Annotated in this window: 14 protein-coding genes and 1 pseudogene; 4 read left to right on the top strand and 11 right to left on the bottom strand. The window is 72.4% G+C overall.

Annotation, left to right across the window (positions count from 1 at the left end; genetic code table 11):
- Nucleotides 1-70 precede the first annotated feature (70 nt).
- The 7 genes and pseudogenes from ACE4Q9_RS26245 to ACE4Q9_RS26215 all read right to left on the bottom strand — a co-directional run bounded on the left by ACE4Q9_RS26245 (nucleotide 71) and on the right by ACE4Q9_RS26215 (nucleotide 8,169).
- Complete coding sequence (locus ACE4Q9_RS26245) at nucleotides 71-1,153, bottom strand: S1 family peptidase (protein ID WP_397986691.1); 1,083 nt, start codon at nucleotides 1,151-1,153, stop codon at nucleotides 71-73.
- Nucleotides 1,154-1,505: 352 nt separating this feature from the next.
- On the bottom strand, nucleotides 1,506-2,405 hold the full coding sequence (locus tag ACE4Q9_RS26240; RefSeq protein ID WP_397986690.1) for a S1 family peptidase: 900 nt from the start codon (nucleotides 2,403-2,405) through the stop codon (nucleotides 1,506-1,508).
- A gap of 214 nt (nucleotides 2,406-2,619) precedes the next feature.
- Nucleotides 2,620-3,402 carry a DUF1684 domain-containing protein gene (locus ACE4Q9_RS26235; protein ID WP_397987333.1) on the bottom strand — a complete coding sequence of 261 codons (783 nt, stop codon included), beginning with the start codon at nucleotides 3,400-3,402 and terminating at the stop codon, nucleotides 2,620-2,622.
- A 36-nt stretch (nucleotides 3,403-3,438) separates the two neighbouring features.
- Nucleotides 3,439-4,656: pseudogene (locus tag ACE4Q9_RS26230) on the bottom strand (LLM class flavin-dependent oxidoreductase); the annotation flags it as partial.
- Nucleotides 4,657-4,765: 109 nt separating this feature from the next.
- Nucleotides 4,766-5,527 (bottom strand): amino acid ABC transporter ATP-binding protein, encoded by a 762-nt coding sequence (locus ACE4Q9_RS26225; protein ID WP_397986689.1) that lies wholly within the window; start codon nucleotides 5,525-5,527, stop codon nucleotides 4,766-4,768.
- A gap of 30 nt (nucleotides 5,528-5,557) precedes the next feature.
- Nucleotides 5,558-7,315 carry an FAD/NAD(P)-binding protein gene (locus ACE4Q9_RS26220; protein ID WP_397986688.1) on the bottom strand — a complete coding sequence of 586 codons (1,758 nt, stop codon included), beginning with the start codon at nucleotides 7,313-7,315 and terminating at the stop codon, nucleotides 5,558-5,560.
- Nucleotides 7,312-8,169, bottom strand: a complete 858-nt coding sequence (locus ACE4Q9_RS26215; RefSeq protein WP_397986687.1) for an amino acid ABC transporter permease — start codon at nucleotides 8,167-8,169, stop codon at nucleotides 7,312-7,314. Before ACE4Q9_RS26215 ends, ACE4Q9_RS26220 begins: the two co-directional genes overlap by 4 nt.
- 543 nt (nucleotides 8,170-8,712) lie before the next feature.
- On the opposite strand from ACE4Q9_RS26215, the gene ACE4Q9_RS26210 reads away from it, so the two are divergent.
- Nucleotides 8,713-9,630, top strand: coding sequence for an ABC transporter substrate-binding protein (locus tag ACE4Q9_RS26210; protein ID WP_397986686.1), 918 nt, complete (start codon nucleotides 8,713-8,715; stop codon nucleotides 9,628-9,630).
- A gap of 6 nt (nucleotides 9,631-9,636) precedes the next feature.
- Here the strand turns inward: ACE4Q9_RS26210 and ACE4Q9_RS26205 are convergent, their stop codons facing one another.
- Nucleotides 9,637-10,902 carry a DUF5685 family protein gene (locus ACE4Q9_RS26205; RefSeq protein ID WP_397986685.1) on the bottom strand — a complete coding sequence of 422 codons (1,266 nt, stop codon included), beginning with the start codon at nucleotides 10,900-10,902 and terminating at the stop codon, nucleotides 9,637-9,639.
- Between the two features lie 270 nt (nucleotides 10,903-11,172).
- On the opposite strand from ACE4Q9_RS26205, the gene ACE4Q9_RS26200 reads away from it, so the two are divergent.
- Nucleotides 11,173-11,610, top strand: coding sequence for a cell division protein SepF (locus ACE4Q9_RS26200; protein WP_361681394.1), 438 nt, complete (start codon nucleotides 11,173-11,175; stop codon nucleotides 11,608-11,610).
- 37 nt (nucleotides 11,611-11,647) lie between these two features.
- Here ACE4Q9_RS26200 and ACE4Q9_RS26195 read toward each other — a convergent pair whose 3' ends face one another.
- Together ACE4Q9_RS26195 and ACE4Q9_RS26190 are read right to left on the bottom strand one after the other, a co-directional pair.
- Nucleotides 11,648-12,868: an acyl-CoA dehydrogenase family protein gene (locus ACE4Q9_RS26195; protein WP_397986684.1), complete on the bottom strand. Its 1,221-nt coding sequence runs from the start codon at nucleotides 12,866-12,868 to the stop codon at nucleotides 11,648-11,650.
- 89 nt (nucleotides 12,869-12,957) lie between these two features.
- Entirely contained in the window at nucleotides 12,958-14,589 is a 1,632-nt protein-coding gene (locus ACE4Q9_RS26190; protein WP_397986683.1) for an MFS transporter, read from the bottom strand.
- A 256-nt stretch (nucleotides 14,590-14,845) separates the two neighbouring features.
- On the opposite strand from ACE4Q9_RS26190, the gene ACE4Q9_RS26185 reads away from it, so the two are divergent.
- The gene (locus ACE4Q9_RS26185) at nucleotides 14,846-16,141 is read left to right on the top strand and encodes a mannosyltransferase family protein (protein ID WP_397986682.1); all 1,296 of its coding nucleotides are present in this window, start codon (nucleotides 14,846-14,848) and stop codon (nucleotides 16,139-16,141) included.
- Between the two features lie 238 nt (nucleotides 16,142-16,379).
- Nucleotides 16,380-17,405 (top strand): phosphatase PAP2 family protein, encoded by a 1,026-nt coding sequence (locus tag ACE4Q9_RS26180; RefSeq protein WP_397986681.1) that lies wholly within the window; start codon nucleotides 16,380-16,382, stop codon nucleotides 17,403-17,405.
- Nucleotides 17,406-17,500: 95 nt separating this feature from the next.
- On the opposite strand, the gene ACE4Q9_RS26175 is transcribed toward ACE4Q9_RS26180, so the two are convergent.
- Entirely contained in the window at nucleotides 17,501-17,716 is a 216-nt protein-coding gene (locus ACE4Q9_RS26175) for an I78 family peptidase inhibitor (protein ID WP_397986680.1), read from the bottom strand.
- Between the last annotated feature and the right edge of the window lie 167 nt (nucleotides 17,717-17,883).

Below are 17,883 nucleotides of genomic sequence, written 5' to 3'. Positions count from 1 at the left end.
TGTTCGATGGCCGAAACCACGACGTCCCGCCCCGAGGGTTCGGGGCGGGACGCGGGATCGGGGCTGCGGTTCAGCCGATGGTGGTGCCTGTGGCGGAGAGGGCCGCGGTGACCGGCTGGAAGAAGGTCTGGCCGCCGGAGGCGCAGTCGCCGCTGCCGCCGGAGGTCAGGCCGATCGCCTTGTCGCCGGAGAACAGCGAGCCGCCGCTGTCGCCTGGCTCGGCGCAGACGTCGGTCTGGATCAGCCCGCTGACCGTGCCCTCCTGGTAGTTCACGGTGGCGTTCAGACCGGTGACCGTGCCGTCGTGCACATGACTGGTGGACCCGCTGCGGGTGACCTTCATGCCCACCGTGGCCTCGGCGGCGCCGGTGATCTTCTGGGTCGAGCCGTCGTAGAGGTCGACCTCGCTCGGGTGGGGGGCGTCCGCGGTGTACTTGACCAGGCCGAAGTCGGTGCCCGGGAAGTGGGACTCGGCGTTCTGCCCGATCTCGTTGCCGTCGGCGTCCGACCAGGTGGAGATGTCCGCGGTGCAGTGCCCGGCGGTCAGGAAGTACGGCTGCCCGTCCTTGACCACGTTGAAGCCGAGCGAGCAGCGGCCGCCGGAGCCGTTGATGGCGTCGCCGCCGGCGATGAAGGGCTTGTACTCGCCCTGGAACCGCTTGAGTTCGGCCGTGCCGCCGAGCCCGCGGACCACCTTGCTCAGCCTGTCCCAGCGGGCGCCGGTGACGGACTTGTCGGCCGTGACGACGACCTTGTCCGACACCGGGTCGATGGACCAGGACGTGCCCGGAATGGTCGCGTCCTTCTTCAGCGTCGTACGGGCGCCGTCGAGCTGGGCGAGCGTGTGGGAGACGATTCTGGCCTTGGCGCCCCTGGCCTCGACGGTCTTCGCGGCGGTCGCGTCGAGCACGTTCACGACGAGGCTCCTGGCCTTCGCGTCGTAGTAGCTGCCCGCCGTGTCCGCACCGAGGTGCCTGGTCAGTTCGGAGGCCAGCGTCGCGGCCGCCGGAGCGGACAGCGGCCGGAGCTGGGCAGCGGGCTTCGCGGGCTCACTGGCGTTCGCATTCTGCAAGGTGACACCCGCTGCGGCCAGCGCGGCGACACCCGCGCTGGCCATGACGAGCCGGCGCCTGGGTATGCGTCGGTGCTTCAACTCACGTCCTCCTGTGGGGGGACGGCCGCCGGATTGTGGGGACCCGACGACCGGAAGGCTGGTTGACGGGCGCCCACTCTTCCGAAACCCACAGGGCACACACAAGGCCGAGTTCCGGACGCGCCAAGGAAGGCTCCCCGCACGCCCGTTCACAGCTGGGCCGCCGGCACCACCGAGGAAATTCCGGGTCGCAAACACGACGGGCGAGTGGCCCTCATCGGAACGTGACGACGGAACATGGCTCGTTTCGTTCGCCGTCATCGCCCTTCCTTCACGGGCCGGGCATGAGGAAGCCCCCGCACAGGCGCATCTGTGCGGGGGCTCCCAGCGATTGGGCCGAAGCCGGGCCCGGTTAGGGGAGCGTGACGCCGTAGTAGCTCAGCGCCTCGGTCACCGGCTGGAAGAAGGTCGTACCGCCGGAGGTGCAGTCGCCGCTGCCGCCGGAGGTCAGACCGTAGGCGACGGACCCGTTGTACAGCGGGCCGCCGCTGTCGCCGCCCTCGGCGCAGACCGTGGTCTGGATCAGGCCGGAGACGATGCCGTCACTGCCGTAGTTGACGGTGGCGTTGAGCGCGGTGACCTTGCCGCTGTGCGTACCGGTGGTCGAGCCGCGCCGGTAGACGGTCTGGCCCACGCTCGGGGTGGCCGCGCTGGAGATGGTCTGGCTGCCGACCGCACTCGGGTGCGCGATCGAGGAATTGGTGTACTTGACGAGCGCGAAGTCGTTGCCCGGGAAGCTGTAGCCCACGTTGGTGCCCAGCGTGGTGGTGTGCCCGGAGTTGCTGTACCAGGTGGAGGCGACCTGGCCGCAGTGCCCGGCGGTCAGGAAGTAGTACGTGCTGCCGCTGTGCACGTTGAAGCCGAGCGAGCAGCGGTACTGGCCGCCGTAGATGGCGTCACCGCCGCTGATCAGCGGCTTGAAGGTGCCGGCCGTGCGCTTGATGGTGAGCGCGCCCGCCTCGGCGCCGGCCTGCTTCTTGATCTTGGCGATCCCGGCCTGGGAGACCCTGCTGTCGACGGTGACCACGACGTGGTTGTTCTTGGCGTCGACGGCCCAGGCGGTGCCGGGGACGTCCGCCTTCATCACCGAGTCGCTCGCCCGGGTGAGCTGCGCGGCGCTGAAGGGGTGGGCGTCGCTGGCGTTCGCCGTGGGGGCGGCGAACGCCGCTGCGGCCAGGAAGCCCGCGGCCACGGCGATCAGCCGGGTACGTCTCGCCGGGCCACTCGGGACGGTGGTGCGCTTGTTCCTCACTTTTCGTTCCCTCCAAGGGGAGTCGGGGGCCCGCGTGGGGTCGGGGCCCGTGAGGCGCAGTCAGGGCCGTGACCGGGTTCCGGTTCTTTCATGTCCCTGACAAGCGCTGAGGGGGAGTATTCGGCCGACCGCCCGGTACGCACAAGGGTGCCTTTCGGCCGTCGGACTTTAGTCCTCCTTTGCCCAACGGCCGTGGCTTTAACTCCTGTTGGCGTCAGCTCAGCGTTCGCTCCCCCGCCTCGACCGCCGTGTCCAGCGTGTTCCCGGGCGGCGGGAGGGGGCAGAGGAAGTGGTCGGCGAAGGCGCAGGGCGGGAGCTGCGCGCGGTTGAAGTCGACGGTCGTACGGCCCTCCGCGTCCGGCGCGTCCGGGTAGAGGAAGCGGAACCGGAAACTGGTGTCGCCGCTGGTGGCGTCGGCGAACACCGCCCACAGCGGGCCCTCGCCCTGCCGCGCCACGGCCAGCGTCCGCTCCCGCCCGGCCAGGGTGAAGGCGAGTTCACCGGCGAGGGCGAAGCCGCGGGTACGGCCGTCCGCGTTCCCGAGCCGCAGGACGCGCCGCGCGTCGTACGGCGTGAAGCGGCCCGGGACCGACCACTCGGGGTCGTACTCGGTGGCCTCGATGCCCCGGAACTCCCGGCGGGCCGCGGCGCCGGGGTCGTAGACCCGCACCCCCCAGATGCCCTCACGCACCAGGGCGACCAGCCGTTTCTCGCCGAGCGAGACGCGGGCGGCGGCCTCCGGGCCGGTGTCGGCGGTCAGCCGGATCTTCCCGGCGAAGGGGCGGCGGTCCACCCGGAGCCCGTCGGCCTCGGTGGCCGTCAGCACAATGCCTTCACCATCCGCCACCCAAATCCCTGGAATGTCCGGAAGTCGCCCCTCCGGCTGGTCCTCGATCCAGTAGGTGCCGGTCAGCGCGAGCGGTCCGTAGGGCGCGGTGACCGACTCCTCCCGCTTCTCCCGCCACTGCTTCCATGCGTCGAACGCGTCGATTGCCATGCCGTTCCATCCCTTTGTGTGCTTTGTCTTCCCTGGCCGCGGTGCGTGGTGGGCGGGGCGGGCCAGGCCCAGGTGCTCGCGGAGGGTGCCGCCCGGATAGAAGGTCCGGAACAGGCCGCGGTGCTGGAGTAACGCCACCGTGCCGTTGACCAGCCGCTCCAGGTCGCGGTGGGGCTCGACGGGGACCAGGTGGAAGCCGTCGGCGGCGCCCTCCGCGTGCCAGGCGGCGAGCAGGTCCGCGAGATCGACCGGGCCGCCCCGGTACAGCGGGCCCCGCGCGGTGGGCCGGGGACCGCCCCCGCCGTGGCCGGGCTCGGCCGCGCACTCCCCGCCGCCGAGGTCCACCCGCAGGCTCACCAGCACCCGCAGGGCACCGGCCTCCCGCCCCGCCCTCGCCATCCGCTCCCGCAACTCCTCGCGTACGGCGACCGCTTGGGCCGGGCTCGCGGCGCGGATCAGGGCGACATCGGCGTGATGGGCGGCGAGGGCGCGGGCGCGCCGGGTGCTCGCGTCGATGAGGCGGAGGGGGGTGAGGTGGTACGACGGGTCGGGGGCGGGGTGGTACGACGGGTCGGGGGTGGTGTCGGGGGCGGGGGTGGTGTCGGGGCCGGAGCCGACGCCGAAGCCAGGGCCGACGCCGTGACCGGGGCGGACGCTCTCACCGGGGCGGACGCCGAAGCCGGAGCCGACGCCGGGACCGGAATCGATGCCGGGACCCGCGCCGGAGTCAACACCGGGACCGGAGCCGAGGCCGAGACCGGGGCTGGAGTCGGCGCCGGGACCGGAGCCGAGACCCACGCCACCGGGGCCGACATCGGAGCCGGAACCGATACCAGGGCCGACACCGAAGCCGGAACCCTGCCCCCGCACACCGGCGGCATCCGCCACACGTCGCCCCGGCTCCCCTCCCCCCACGACGGCTTCATCCGCCCCCGACCCCCCATCCGCACAGCCCGTCTCCCCCACCCCCACCTCGAAGCCACCCCCGTGCACCTCGACCCACCGGCCCACCCGGCCCTGGGCGACCTGGTCCAGGAACCCCGACGGGCCCGTCACCCTCGGCACCACCCCGATCCGCCGGGTCGCCGACGTCACCGCCGACACCAGGTCCAGCGCCTCGGGTCCCGGCCGGCCGGTGGAGTCGTCCAGGGTCACGAAGTCCAGCCGGCCCTGCTCGGCGAGCCGTACCAGGTCGGTGTGGAAGCCCGCGCCGGGGTGGCCCGCTAGATCGACCGCGGCGGCGAGACACAGCATCCCGTGCCGGTGGCGCCCGCTCATCCGCCCGCCTCCGGCCACCGCGCGCCCCGCGCCGTCCGGCCCCTCCGCCCGCCGGACTCCGGGCACCCCGCGCCCGCGCCCATCCTCACAGCACCTTCGCCAGGAACGCCCGCGTCCGCTCCTCCCGCGGCGCCCCCAACACCGCGCCCGGCGGCCCCTGTTCCACGATCCGGCCGTCGGCCATGAAGACCACCGTGTCGGCGACCTCGCGCGCGAACGCGATCTCATGGGTGACCACGATCATCGTGGTGCCCTGTGCGGCGAGGTCGCGGATGACGTCGAGGACCTCGCCGACCAGCTCGGGATCGAGCGCCGAGGTCGGTTCGTCGAAGAGCAGCAGCCGGGGCCTGAGCGCCAGCGCCCGCGCGATGGCGACGCGTTGCTGCTGACCGCCGGACAACTGCCCTGGATAGGCGGCGGACTTGTCCGCGAGCCCCACCCGCGCGAGGAGCCGGTGCGCGCCCTCCACCGCCTCCTTGCGGGGCCGTTTCAGCGCGGACACCGGTGCCTCGATCACATTGTCCAGGACGGTGAGGTGCGGGAAGAGGTTGAAGTTCTGGAAGACGAAGCCGATCTTGGTGCGGCGGCGCAGCACCTCGCGTTCGGGCAGCTCGTACAGCCGGTCTCCGGCCCGCCGGTAGCCGATCGGCGCGCCGTCCACCGTGATCTCGCCCCGGTCCGCCTTCTCCAGGTGGTTGATGGTGCGCAGCAGCGTGGACTTGCCGGAGCCGGAGGGGCCGAGCACGACGGTGACCTCGCCGGTGCGGACCTGGAGATCGATGCCTTTGAGGACGTCGAGCGGGCCGAAGCTCTTGTGCACCGAACGGATGTCGACCATGACGGTCATGGGGTCAATTCCTTTGTTCAGTGGGGGCGTTCACGCGGCGGCGCGTCCGGTCCCCGCGCGCAGGAAGGCGAGTGCCGCCCGTGCGGTGGCGTCGTTCTGCCGGAAGGCGGGTCCGCCGGTGCGCGGCCGGGTGAAGGCGCCGGGCGTGCGGGCGTCGGTGTAGGGGCCGAGCGCGAAGCGGCGGGGGTGCGGGCGCCCGGCGGCGTCGAGGAGGCGGCCGTCGCGGGGATCGACCCGCAGCAGCCCCTCGGGGGTCTCGGCGGCGCCGTCGGCGTGCAGTTCGCGCAGCAGGGGATCGCGGGCGCGGGCGACGGTGGGCGCGGGCAGCCTGGCCTCGACCAGTGCCCGTGCCGTGACGGAGTAGCCGGGCACGGTGGGGCCGGCCGCCCGGAACACCCCGTCCCCGGCGGTGACCGCCATGTCGGCGCCGAGGAAGCGCAGCAGTCCCGCGCGGGACAGCGCGAGCATCTGCCGCAGCCGGGGGCCAGGCGGCCCGGACGCCAGGTAGCTGAAGAACCCGTGCCACCAGGGCCCGATGTCCCCGAGCCGCACCAACTGCCCGTAGACGGAGAGCAGTCCGAGGAAGACGCCCAGGTCGGGGCTGTGCGAGGGGTCGTGGCGGCGGGACAGATCGGCCTCGATATAGGCACGCAGCCCGTCCTGGAGATCCTCGTGCGAGGCGTGGCGCACCCCGGCCAGCGGATGGTCGAGCGCGGCGAGGTCGAGCCGGTCGGCCGGGTCCGGTACGGCGGCGGCGACGAGCGCGTCCCGTTCGGCGGGGCCGTCGGCGGCCGCGTACTTCTCCTCGAAGCCGGCCCAGGCGCTCGCGGTGCGCTCCGGGTGGGCGGTGAACAGCCGGTGGTAGTGGGCGAAGCCCAGCTCCTTCTCCACCAGCGGCCAGACATCGCGCCGGAAGTCGAAGCCGTCCGGCCGGGAGCGCAGTTCCTCGATCTCGGCGGGCCCGAGGAAGCGCGGCAGCGGCGGCCGGTCCCCGGTCCAGTCGTAGCCGATCTTCGAGTGGTACGGCACCCCGCGCCGCGAGCCGACGTACAGCACCGGCTCCTGGCCCGAGGGGAGGTAGGTCTCGCCGTCGTACCGGCCGCCGCGGCCCTCGGTGAGCAGCACCATCAGGTCGACGAAGGCCAGCCCGAAGCCCCGCACGAGCACCGGTTCGCCGGGCTTGAGCGCGGACAGGTCGGAGTCGGCGGTGAAGTCGGGCGGCAGGTGCACCAGGCCGTGCCTACGGGCGTACGCGGCCAGCTCTGCCTGTTCCGCGTCGAGTTCGGCGTCCAGATGGCCGAGGGCGAGGATCACCAGGTCGGCGAGGAGGGGGCGCGCCCGGCCCTCCAGCCACACCTGCTGGCGCCCCTCGCGGGGGCCGCCGACGCGCAGGGCGCGGGTGGGGTGGTGGTGCACGGTGATCTCCGGGGGCAGCTCGGCCAGCGCCCGCTCGTACACGAAGCGCAGGTATCCGCCCTGGAGCTGCCGGTCGGCGAAGGTACGGCCGTCCAGCGCGGCCCACTCGTGCAGCGTGGGCCCCTCGCGCACCGGCCCGTCCATGCGCACCGTGTCGTCGGTGAACATGGTGACGTCCTCGGCGTGCGAGTTCATCCACAGCAGCGGCGACTGCTCCTGGCGCCAGATGCGTCCGCCGCCCGGTGGATGCGGGTCCACCAGATGGATGTCGAGGCCCGAACCGGCGTACAGCTCAGGGGCGTTGGCGGCGACGCGTTCGAGGAGGCCGGTCCCCCGCGGACCGGCGCCCACGATCACCAGCTGGGGCCTCATCGGGCGGTACCCGTGCCGCGGGCGTAGTACTTCTCCACGTAGTGCTGGCCGATGCCGAGCACGCTGGTGACGACCGCGTACCAGAGGGTGGCGACCATCAGCAGCGGGATCACCTGGTAGGTGCGGTGGTAGATCAACTGGGCCGAGAACAGCAGGTCGTTGACGGCGATGACGCTGACGATGGAGGTGCCCTTGAGGGTGCCGATCAGCATGTTGCCGGCGGGCGGCACGATGGAGCGCATCGCCTGCGGCAGCACGATCCGCCGCCAGCGGCGCCACCGGCTCAGGCCCAGCGCCTGGGCGGCCTCGATCTGGCCGCGGTCGACGGAGAGGATGCCGCCGCGCACGACCTCGGCGGCGTAGGCCGCCTCGTGCAGGGTGAGGCCGACGATGGCGACGGCGACCGGGCCGAGCAGGTCGACCGTCTTCACCCCGAGCACCGTCGGGTACAGCGCCCCGATGTTGAACCACAGCAACAGCTGCACCAGGATCGGGATGGACCGGAACAGCCAGACGTATCCCGAACTGACCGCCCGCAGCACGGGGTTGGCGGAGAGCCGGAACGCGGCGAGCAGGGTGCCGAGGGCGAAGCCGAGGACCATCACCACGGCGGTCAGCCAGAGCGTGAGCCACAGCCCGCGCAGCACCGAGCCGGTGGTGAAGTACTCGGCGACCACGCCCCACTGGAACGCCTGGTTGCGCACGACGGAGGTGAGGGCGAGGCCGAGCAGCACGAGGACCACGGCGGCGGCGGTCCACTGTCCGTAGCGGCGCTGGGGCACGATCCGGGGGACGGCCGCGGGCCCGGATATCTCCGGGGCGGTGGATGCTTGGGCGAGGGTGTCGGATGACATGCGAAGGCTCCGTGACGCGATCGGTCGAACGTCGGAACGGGTGATGCCTTCACACGGGGTGCGCCGCATGGGCGGCGCGGTCACGGCCGAGCCCCTCAGCAGGGCCGTGCACCGAGAGTACGCAAGCGGTCGCCCGCATTGTCAAGGGTGTCCATAGTGTGAGCGGTACGTCTCAAGTCGGTTGACGCGGAACCGGATGCCTGTTCCACTTGCCCCATGCATCCACAGCAGTGGCTGGTCACCCGCTCCCACATCGACTTCGGTCGCGTGTGGTCCTCCTCCTGTTGAGCTGACCCCCTGCGCACGCCTGCCTCCGGCGGGCCCGCTTCGCGCTCTCCGCGTCTTTGATCTCCGCGTTTCCGCGATTCCGCGATTCCGCGATTCCGCGATTCCGCGATTCCGCGTTTGCGTGTTTCCACCGCTCCACCGCTCCACCGCGCCTTCACACGCGCCCCTCCCCTCGCGCTTCCGCACCCTCTTTCCCGCTCAGGTTTCCCGTTCAGGAGAACGCCGCCGATGCGTACGCCGCTGTATCGATTCGTCATGCCCTTGACCGCCTTGGCCTCGGCCGCCCTGCTCCTCACCGCCTGCGGCTCCGGCACGGGCGCGGGCGGGACGGACGCCTCCGGAGTGGCGGCCAGGTCCGATGCGGTGCCGACCACGGACGTGGTGTCGGCCGAGAGGACGGACCCGGCGGCGGCGAAACTGCTGCCCGCCGCCACCAGACACCTGACCGTCGCGATCAGCGTCGGCGGTACCCCGCCCGGCACCACCTACCTCGCCGACGGCAGGACCCTGACCGGGCAGGACGTCGACTTCACCAAGGCGGTCGCCAAGGTGCTGGGGCTCAGGCTGACCGTGGACCAGGCGAGCTTCGAGGCGATCCTGCCCGCCCTGGACAGCGGCAAGTACGACGTCGGTGCGAGCAACTTCGGGGTCACCGACGAGCGGCGCAAGACGATCGACTTCGTCACCTACATCAACGACGGCCAGGGCTTCGCCACCCGCAAGGACAGCAAGGTCGGCAAGATCACCGACCTCAGGCAGCTCTGCGGACTGAACGTGGCGACCGGCGCCGGCACCACCTTCGAGGCCACGCTGGAGGAGAGCAGGCACCTGTGCGCGGACGCGGGCAAGAAGCCGTACCAGGTGCAGACGTACGCCGAGCCGAGCGCGATCTGGTCCTCGGTGCAGCAGGGCCGCAGCGATGTCGTGATGTCCACGATCAACGGGCTGCGCTACGCGGTCGCGCGGCAGCCGGGCCTGAAGTTCCTCAACGAGTTCCACCGGCTCGACGTCGGCTTCGCCTTCAAGAAGGGCACCAGGCTGGCGCCCGCCTTCCGGGCCGCGGTGGACCGGCTGATCGCCGACGGCACCTACGGCAAGATCCTGAAGAAGTGGGGCACGACGGGCTCGGCGATCACCACGTCACGGATCTCCCCGCCCGAGATCAAGGGCTGAGCGGAATCAGCAGTCGCAGCCGCAGTCGCAGTCGCAGTCGCTACAGCAGTTGCAGCAACTGCCGCAGCACTCGCAGGCGTCACCGCAGTCACTGCAACTGGTGTCACCGCAATCGCAGCTCGTGCAGCAGCCCTCGCGCTTCTTCCGGGACCACGGCCCCTCGAACTCGCAGCACACCTTGCAGGTGCAGCACACGGCGAGCGCGGCGGCGCAGCCGGCCCAGAAACCCCGCTTGTCCGGGCCCTGCTTGTCCGGACCCTGCGGCGGACCTCCGTAGGGGTTGCCGTACGGGCTGCCGTACGGCCCTCCCGGCGCGTACGGCCCCTGCGGACCGGGGCTCCCCGGCACGTACGGTCCCGTCGGCGGCCCGAACGCGCCCCGCGCGCCCTCCGCGTCCGTGCCGGTGTGTGCGCAGCCCGTCGTACCGAAGGCCCGGTCCACCGAGCGCCGCAGCTCGTGCACGAGCAGCAGATGGACCAGCGCGCCGTCGCTGAACTCCGCGTCCTTCAGGGCGAGTCGGATGCCGTGCACGGCGTCGTCGGCGATCCGGCGCGCCTCGGTGCGGGACGTGCCGGTCGCGGTGAGCGGGTTCCAGGCACCGCAGGCCGCGTCGGCCGCCTGGTCCTCCACCGCGTCCAGCAGATGCGCGAGCCGCCCGAACAGCCGCCCGGCCTCGGCGAGCGGCACCACGTTGCCGGGCCGGCCGGCCAGCCGCGCCGTGTGCGCGAACGCGGCGGCGGTGGCCGTCTCGGTGGGCTCGGTGACCGTGCGGATCGGGGTGCCAGGCCCGGCCAGCGTCTCGATGCCGAGCTGCCGGTCGACGGCTTCCACCAGGACCCCCATGTCGAACCCGACCGCCGCCCCGCCGGCCTCCCCCGCCCGGCCCCAGCTCGCCGCGACCTTGCGGGCGGCGGCGGCCACCGGCCTGCGGGCCAGCAGCCCGTCCCGGTCGGCGACATGGTCGCGGACCTTCGCCGCGGCGAGCACCAGGGAGACGGCCGCCGCGAGCCGCGCGCCCTCACCCTGTGCGACGGACGCCGTCCGCATCCCGCGCAGCGCGCACGGCCCCGCCGTACGCCGGCCGCCCTCGCCGCGGCCGAGCTGAGCCTCCGTCAACACGGAGATCAGCAAACCGTCATAGTTGGTGACGACACGTGCCAGCTGGCCATGGTCGCGGCGCAACGCGAGGCAGAGCCCGCACAGATGCGCCATCCACTCGGTCCTGAAGCGCTCACCGAGCCGGTGCGAGCAGGGTCTGACCATTCCGAACACCGCGTTTCCCCCGTGTGTTGTGCTGACGCCGGCTTCACCCGTACGCACCGGGCGTCACCCATCCGCCGCCGACCATCATATTTCACTCACAGTCAGCAGCCGTACGTGTCACAACCCTTGGGGGACAAGGAGTCTCGACGGATCGGCTGTGCACCAGTACCGTCACAAACCCCCCGTGCGGCGACTATCCACTTGGCGCGTTGTCAGCATCATGGATGACCATAGGGGAAGGTGCGGAAGCACGAGAGACCGCTGAGGAAGGAGGCGTCCATGGGATCGGTACGCAAGGCGAGTGCGTGGCTCGGCCTCGTCGACGACAACGATGACGAGCGCTACTACGACGACGACTACTCCGAGGGCACCACGTCCGGGGACGCCTGGGTGACCGACCCTCGGGTGCAGGTGGCCGCGGACAAGGCCGAGGAGAAGAGCCGCCGGATCGCCACGGTCACCCCGGACAGCTTCCGGGACGCCCGTGCCATCGGCGAGCTGTTCCGGGACGGGGTCCCGGTCATCGTGAACCTCACCGGCATGGAGCCCGGCGACGCCAAGCGGGTCGTGGACTTCGCGGCGGGGCTGATCTTCGGTCTGCGCGGCTCCATCGACCGGGTCTCCACGCGGGTGTTCCTGCTGACCCCGGCCGACACGGAGATCATCAGCGGTGACGCGTCCGCGCACCGCACGGACGGCTTCTTCAACCAGAGCTGAGGCGGGGCCGCTCACCGGCCCCGCCCCATCCGGTGGCTCACCGGAACGCGTCGAGCCCGGTGAGCGCCTTGCCCAGCACGAGCTGGTGCATCTCGACGGTGCCCTCGTAGGTGAGCACCGACTCGAGGTTGGTCGCGTGCCGCATCACGGGATATTCGAGCGAGATCCCGTTCGCACCGAGGATCGTCCGCGCCGTACGGCAGATCTCGATGGCCTCGCGGACGTTGTTCAGCTTGCCGAAGCTGACCTGCTCCGGGCGCAGCCGCCCGGCATCCATCCGCCGCCCCAGATGGTGGGCGAGCAGGATCCCCTTGTGCAGTTCGACCGCCATGTCGGCGAGCTTGGCCTGGGTGAGCTGGAAGCCGCCGATGGGCCGCCCGAACTGCTCGCGCGTCTTCGCGTACTGAACGGCCGACTCGAAGCTGCTGCGCGCGGCGCCCATCGCGCCCCACACGATGCCGTAGCGGGCGTGCGAGAGACAGCTGAGCGGGCCGCGCAGCCCGACGACCTGCGGCAGCACGGCGGACGCGGGCAACCGCACGTCGTCCAGAACGAGTTCACTGGTGACGGAGGCGCGCAGGGACCACTTGTGCTTGATCTCGGGCGCCGAGAAACCGGGCGTGTCCGTCGGTACGACGAAGCCGCGGACGCCCTCCTCGGTCTGCGCCCAGACGACTGCGACCCCGGCGACCGAACCGTTGGTGATCCACATCTTGCGCCCGTTGAGCACCCAGTCTCCCCCACTCTCGGCTCCGCTCGACCGGGAGGTGCCCCCACCGTCCTTCCTGGCGTGGGTGCGCATGGAGGCCGGGTCGGAGCCGTGGTCCGGCTCGGTCAGGCCGAAGCAGCCGATCACCTCGCCCGCGGCCATCCGCGGCAGCCACTCCCGCTTCTGCTCCTCGCTGCCGAAGCGGTGGATGGCGTACATGGCGAGGGAGCCCTGCACGGAGACCAGCGAGCGGATGCCGGAGTCGGCCGCCTCCAGCTCCAGGCAGGCCAGCCCGTACTGCACGGCCGAGGCGCCCGCGCAGCCGTACCCGGTCAGGGACATCCCGAGGGCGCCGATGCCGCCCAGCTCGCGCGCGAGTTCACGGATCCGGGGCAGCTCGCCCTTCTCGTACCAGTCGGCGATGTACGGCAGCACACGATCGGCCGCCCAGCCGCGGACGGTGTCCCGGACCGCCAGGTCCTCCGGCTCCAGCAGATCGTCGATCCCGAGCGGGTCGGCGGCGTCGAACGGGGGCAGCTTCGCGGACATGGGACACCCTCCGGATACTGAAAACTAGCAGCGCTAGTTACGGCTTCGGGGCCGACGTTACGGGGCAGTGTCCCGCACGTCCAGAGGGGTCAGGCGGAGACCCGCGGCTTGCCGGAGACGCGCGGGGAGGGCACCCCTGCGGCGGGCTCAGGGGCGGCCGGCGCCGCGTCCGCCGCCGCGCCGCACTGCATGAGCCGCGGCAGCCGCAGCGCCAGCACCGCGCCCAGCAGCAACAGGCCCGCGCTGACCAGCAGGGTCAGGTGCAGTCCGTGCACGAAGGAGTCCCGCGCCACCCGGCGCAGCACCGCCCCGGTGGGGCCGCCGAGCCGGTCGGCGACGTCGTAGGCCTCGCCGAGCGAGTGCCCGGCGGCGGTCGCGTCCGGAGCGGAGACGCCGGGGACCGTGCGCAGCCGGGGCGTATAGGCGGCGTTCATCACACTGCCGAGCAGCGCGATGCCGATGCCGGCGCCCAGTTGGTACGAGGTCTCGCCGACCGCCGCCGCCCCGCCGGCCCGGTCCGCCGGTGCCTCGCTGAGCATCGACTCGTAGGCGCCGAACAGCGTGGTCTCCAGGCCGAAGCCGAGCAGCACGAAGCCGGACAGCAGCAGCGGCGCGTCGTCGCTGTCACCCATCGCGGTCAGGGTCAGCACCGCGACGGCCGTCAGGCAGAAGCCGGCGCACACCATCCGGCGCGGCCCGAACCGGCGCAGCACCCGCGCGCCCAGCAGTCCGGCCGCCATCGCGGCCACGGTCAGCGGCAGCAGCCGCAGTCCGGTGGCGAGCGGCGACAGGCCGAGCACCAGTTGCAGGTACTGCGCGGCGATCAGCTCCAGGCCGACCAGCGCGAGCATGGCCAGCACGATGCAGCCCACCGAGGTGCTGAAGGCGGGCCTGCGGAACATGCGCAGGTCCACCAGCGGATGCGGCAGCCGCCGCTGGCGTCGTACGAACAGGAACAGGAGGGCCGCGCCGGCCAGCAGCGGCAGCAGGGTGAGCGGGCTCGCCGGGGCCTCGTCGCCGCCGAGCCGTTTCACGCCGAGGACGAGGCCGAACAGACCGGCGGCCGCCATCAGCGCGCCGGCCACGTCCCAGGGTCCGTCGCTCGCGCCGCGGGACTCGGGCAGCAGGAGCCGGCCGACCGGGAGGCTGATCAGCATCAGCGGGATGTTGACGAGGAAGACCGAGCCCCACCAGAAGTGCTCCAGCAGGAGGCCGCCGAGCAGCGGCCCGACCGCCGCGCCGACCGCGGCGACCGCGCTCCACACACCGATGGCGAGGGCGCGCTCGCGCCGGTCGGGGAAGACCTGGCGCAGGATCGACAGGGTGGCGGGCATGATCATGGCACCGCCGGCGCCGAGCAGGGCGCGGGCGAGGATCAGCACCTCGGCGGTGTGCGCGCAGGCGGCCACCGCGGAGGCCACACCGAACAGGCCGTAGCCGAACAGGAGCACGCGCCTGCGTCCGACACGGTCGCCGAGGGTGCCGAAGAGGATCAGCAGCGAGGCGCAGACCAGCGGGTAGACGTCGACGATCCAGAGCAGCTGGATGGCGCCGGGCCGCAGATCCTCGCTGACCGCGGGGACGGCCACATGCAGCACGGTCGCGTCGAGGGCGACGAGCAGCAGGCTGGCGCACAGGACGACGAGGACGACCCAGCGGTTGGCATCGGGCCCGGCCGTCCGGTGGCGCGGCCGGGGTGCGGCCGTGGTCGTCCCGGACATGTACGTACCTCCCAGATGTTCCCTCGTGCGGTGCGGAGCGACAGGCTCTCCTTTGTCGTACGGCCGGGAAGGAGCGGTGTTCCCGGACCCCGCTGAACCCGCGGGAATGGCTCGTCAGCCTACGCGAGTCCGCCGCGCGCCCGCGTGGCGGACCTCTCACCGCGGGGCGGCAACCCTGTGGGGTGCACCACGTCGCTCCGGCCCGGCCGCGCCCCGGCGGGCGGCCGGTTCCCCCGTCCGGTCGATAATCGAGCCCGTGACCGATCTCAGCACCGGCGTGGCCGCCCCCCACGCCCCGCCCCATGGCCCACCTCCCGCCCCGCTGCTGCGCCGGGCGGCCCCGGCCGTGCTGGCGTACGCGGCGGTCCGGGCCCTGGGCCTCGTGGTGCTGGCGGTGTGGAGCGCCGCGCGCGGCACGAGCGCGCTGACGCTGCTGACCGCGCGCTGGGACTCCCTCTGGTACACGCGGGTCGCCGAGCTGGGCTACGGCTACCAGGTGCGGCTGCCGAACGGCGACGTGCACTCGAACCTGGCGTTCTTCCCGCTGCTGCCCTGGCTGGAGCGGCTGCTGCACGCGCTCACCGGGCTGCCGTACGGGCAGGCGGGCCTGGTGGTGAGCCTGGTGGCCTCGCTGGCCGCGGCGGCGGGGATCTTCGCGGTGGCCGAGCATGTGCACGGCCCACGGGTCGGACTGTGCGCCGTACTGCTGTGGGCGGTGCTGCCGGTCGCGGCCGTGCAGTCGATGGCGTACAGCGAGTCGCTGTTCACCGCGCTGGCGGCCTGGGCGCTGTACGCGCTGCTGACCGGGCGGTGGGTGGGTGCGGGGCTGCTCGCCGCGCTCGCGGGGCTGACCCGGCCGGTGGGCGGGGCGGTGGTGGCGGCGGTGTGGGTCGCGGCCGCGGCCTCGTTCGTGCGGGACCGAAGCGCGGCGCGCCTGGACGGCGCACGGCCCCCGGCCCACGCCCCCGCGCACACCGCTGTCCCCTCGGGCACCGCCGCCTCGGGCACCGCCGCCTCGGGCACCGCCGCCTCGGGCACCGCCGCCTCGGGCACCGCCGTGCGTCGTCTCCTCGGCGTCCTCCTCGCCCCGCTCGGCGCGGCCGGTTACGTCCTGTGGGTCGGCCACCGCACCGGCAAGGGCCCGCTCGGCTATCTGGACGTCCAGGCCGGCTGGCGCAACGGCTTCGACGGCGGGTACGCCTTCGCTCGCTTCGTGGCCGAGAAGTTCACCTCGTTCCCCGCCGCGCTCGCGGGCGCCGGCCTGATCGCGGGCGTCGCGCTGCTGCTCTGGCTGTACGTCGCCGGGGTCCGCCGGGGTCAGCCGCTCGAACTGCTCGTCTACACCGGCGTGGTGCTCGCGCTCGCCCTGTGCGCCTCCAGCTACTTCGGTTCCAAGCCCCGGCTGCTGCTGCCCGCCTTCCCGGTCCTCTTCCCGCTCGCCGCCGCGCTCGCCCGGCTGCGGACCTCCCGATCCGTCCTGGTCACGGTGGGGTTGGCGATCGTCTCCGCGGCCTACGGGGCGTTCTGGCTGAACGGCTCGGGGCCGCCATGATCAACTCCGGCGGCCCGATGACGCCCCGGAGTATTGCGGCCCAGGACCGGGTTAACGCATTTATAAGTGCCATATAAACAACACCCGGCATGATCAAAGGAATTACAGAGGACGGCCTCACCGGATTGCGGAATCCTGTGAAATTCAACCGCCCTTGAGAGGTTTCCCACATCACATCGTCATCACAAAGACGCTGTTTCGACCGGGACCACAGCTCACTCGCTGTAACGTCGATTGGGTGCGTACCGAACGGAACCTCACCCGGCGTCTGGACCGGGTGTTCGCCAGGCTGGACCGCGAGCCGGAACGGCCGGCCCATATCGATGTGCCGGTGATGAGCCGGCACCGGGTCGTGCTGTTCTCCGCGACCCTCGCCTTCTATCTGGCGATCGTGTGGGCCGTGGTGACCACCTCCTGGCTCGTCCGGCTCGACTGGCAGGTCATGTTCTTCCGGCCGTACCAGCAGTGGCCGCAGATCCACGCCTTCCTCGATTACTACGTGGTGCTCGGCCAGCGCGGCCCCACCGCGGTGATGGTCGCGGCCTGGCTGGGCTGGCGCTCCTGGCGGCAGCACACCCTCCGCCCGCTGCTCACGCTCGCCACCTCGCTGCTGCTGCTGAACGTCACGGTCGGCGCCGCCAAGTACGGCATGGGGCGGCTCGGTCCGCACTACGCGACCGTGATCGGCTCGAACGAGATGGTCAGGGGCGGCGATATATTTCCCAGCGGCCACACCGCCAACGCGGTGGTCACCTGGGGCATCCTGGCCTATCTGGCCTCCACCCCGCGCGCGCGCCGCTGGCTCTCGGCGATCTCCGCGATCACCTCGCTCGGCGTCGGCCTCACCACCGTCTACCTCGGTACGCACTGGCTCAGCGATGTGCTCCTCGGCTGGGCCGCCGGCCTGCTGATCCTGCTCGCCCTGCCGTGGTTCGAACCGCTGATCGCCCGGACCGAGGTGTGGCTGTTCGACCTGCGCGACCGCTGGCGCGCCCGGCGCAGCCGGCCCGCGTCCGAACCGGCCGTGCCCGTCGCCCCGGTGGTGCTCGCCCGGCCGCGCGGCGCCGCGGCCGAGCAGTCCGCGCCGGCCCGCGAGCCGGTCTCCTCGACCCGCGCCTCCCGCGGCCTGGTGCACCTGGCGCCCGGACCGCACACGGCCCGTTCGGAACGCAGCCCGGTCACCCCGGCGGGCCCCCGCCGCCCGCCCGGCGCCGACCGGGCACCGCGCGGCACCACCCCGGCCCGCCCCCTGACGGGCGGCTGAGGCCCCGGCGCCGGGCCCCGGTACGCACCACCGGCCCGCGCCACACCGAAGGCCCCGCTCCCGCAGAGGGAGCGGGGCCTTCGTACTTCCCCCGGTCAGCCCTTCCAGGCGCGGGCCACCCGGCCGTCGCGCACCTCGAAGTTGAGCCGCCCCGCCCGGTACTCCATGGTGATGATCGCGCCCGGCGGCAGCGCGCGCACGGTCGTCCAGCCACGCTCACGGGCGCGCCGCTCGGCTTCCTCGGCGTCGAGGCCGACGTACCCGTCCGGGTTGTCCTGGGGCTCCGCTGGCGGAGTGGGAATCGGTGCCATGCGGCCACGCTAGGGCGACACCCGCGGTGACGGAAGCCGGGCGCGGCAGGGTAAGAGCAAGATCAGACTCCCGTCACACTTCTGTCACAGCTTCCGGGGGTCTCGTTTCGGTCGAACTTCCTCACACGAACGGGGGTTTCCGTGCCGCCCACCGGGGGATTCGAACG

The sequence above is a fragment of the Streptomyces sp. AM6-12 genome (assembly GCF_044327085.1).
Lineage (GTDB): Bacteria > Actinomycetota > Actinomycetes > Streptomycetales > Streptomycetaceae > Streptomyces.
This window is presented reverse-complemented; position numbering and strand designations above follow the sequence as displayed.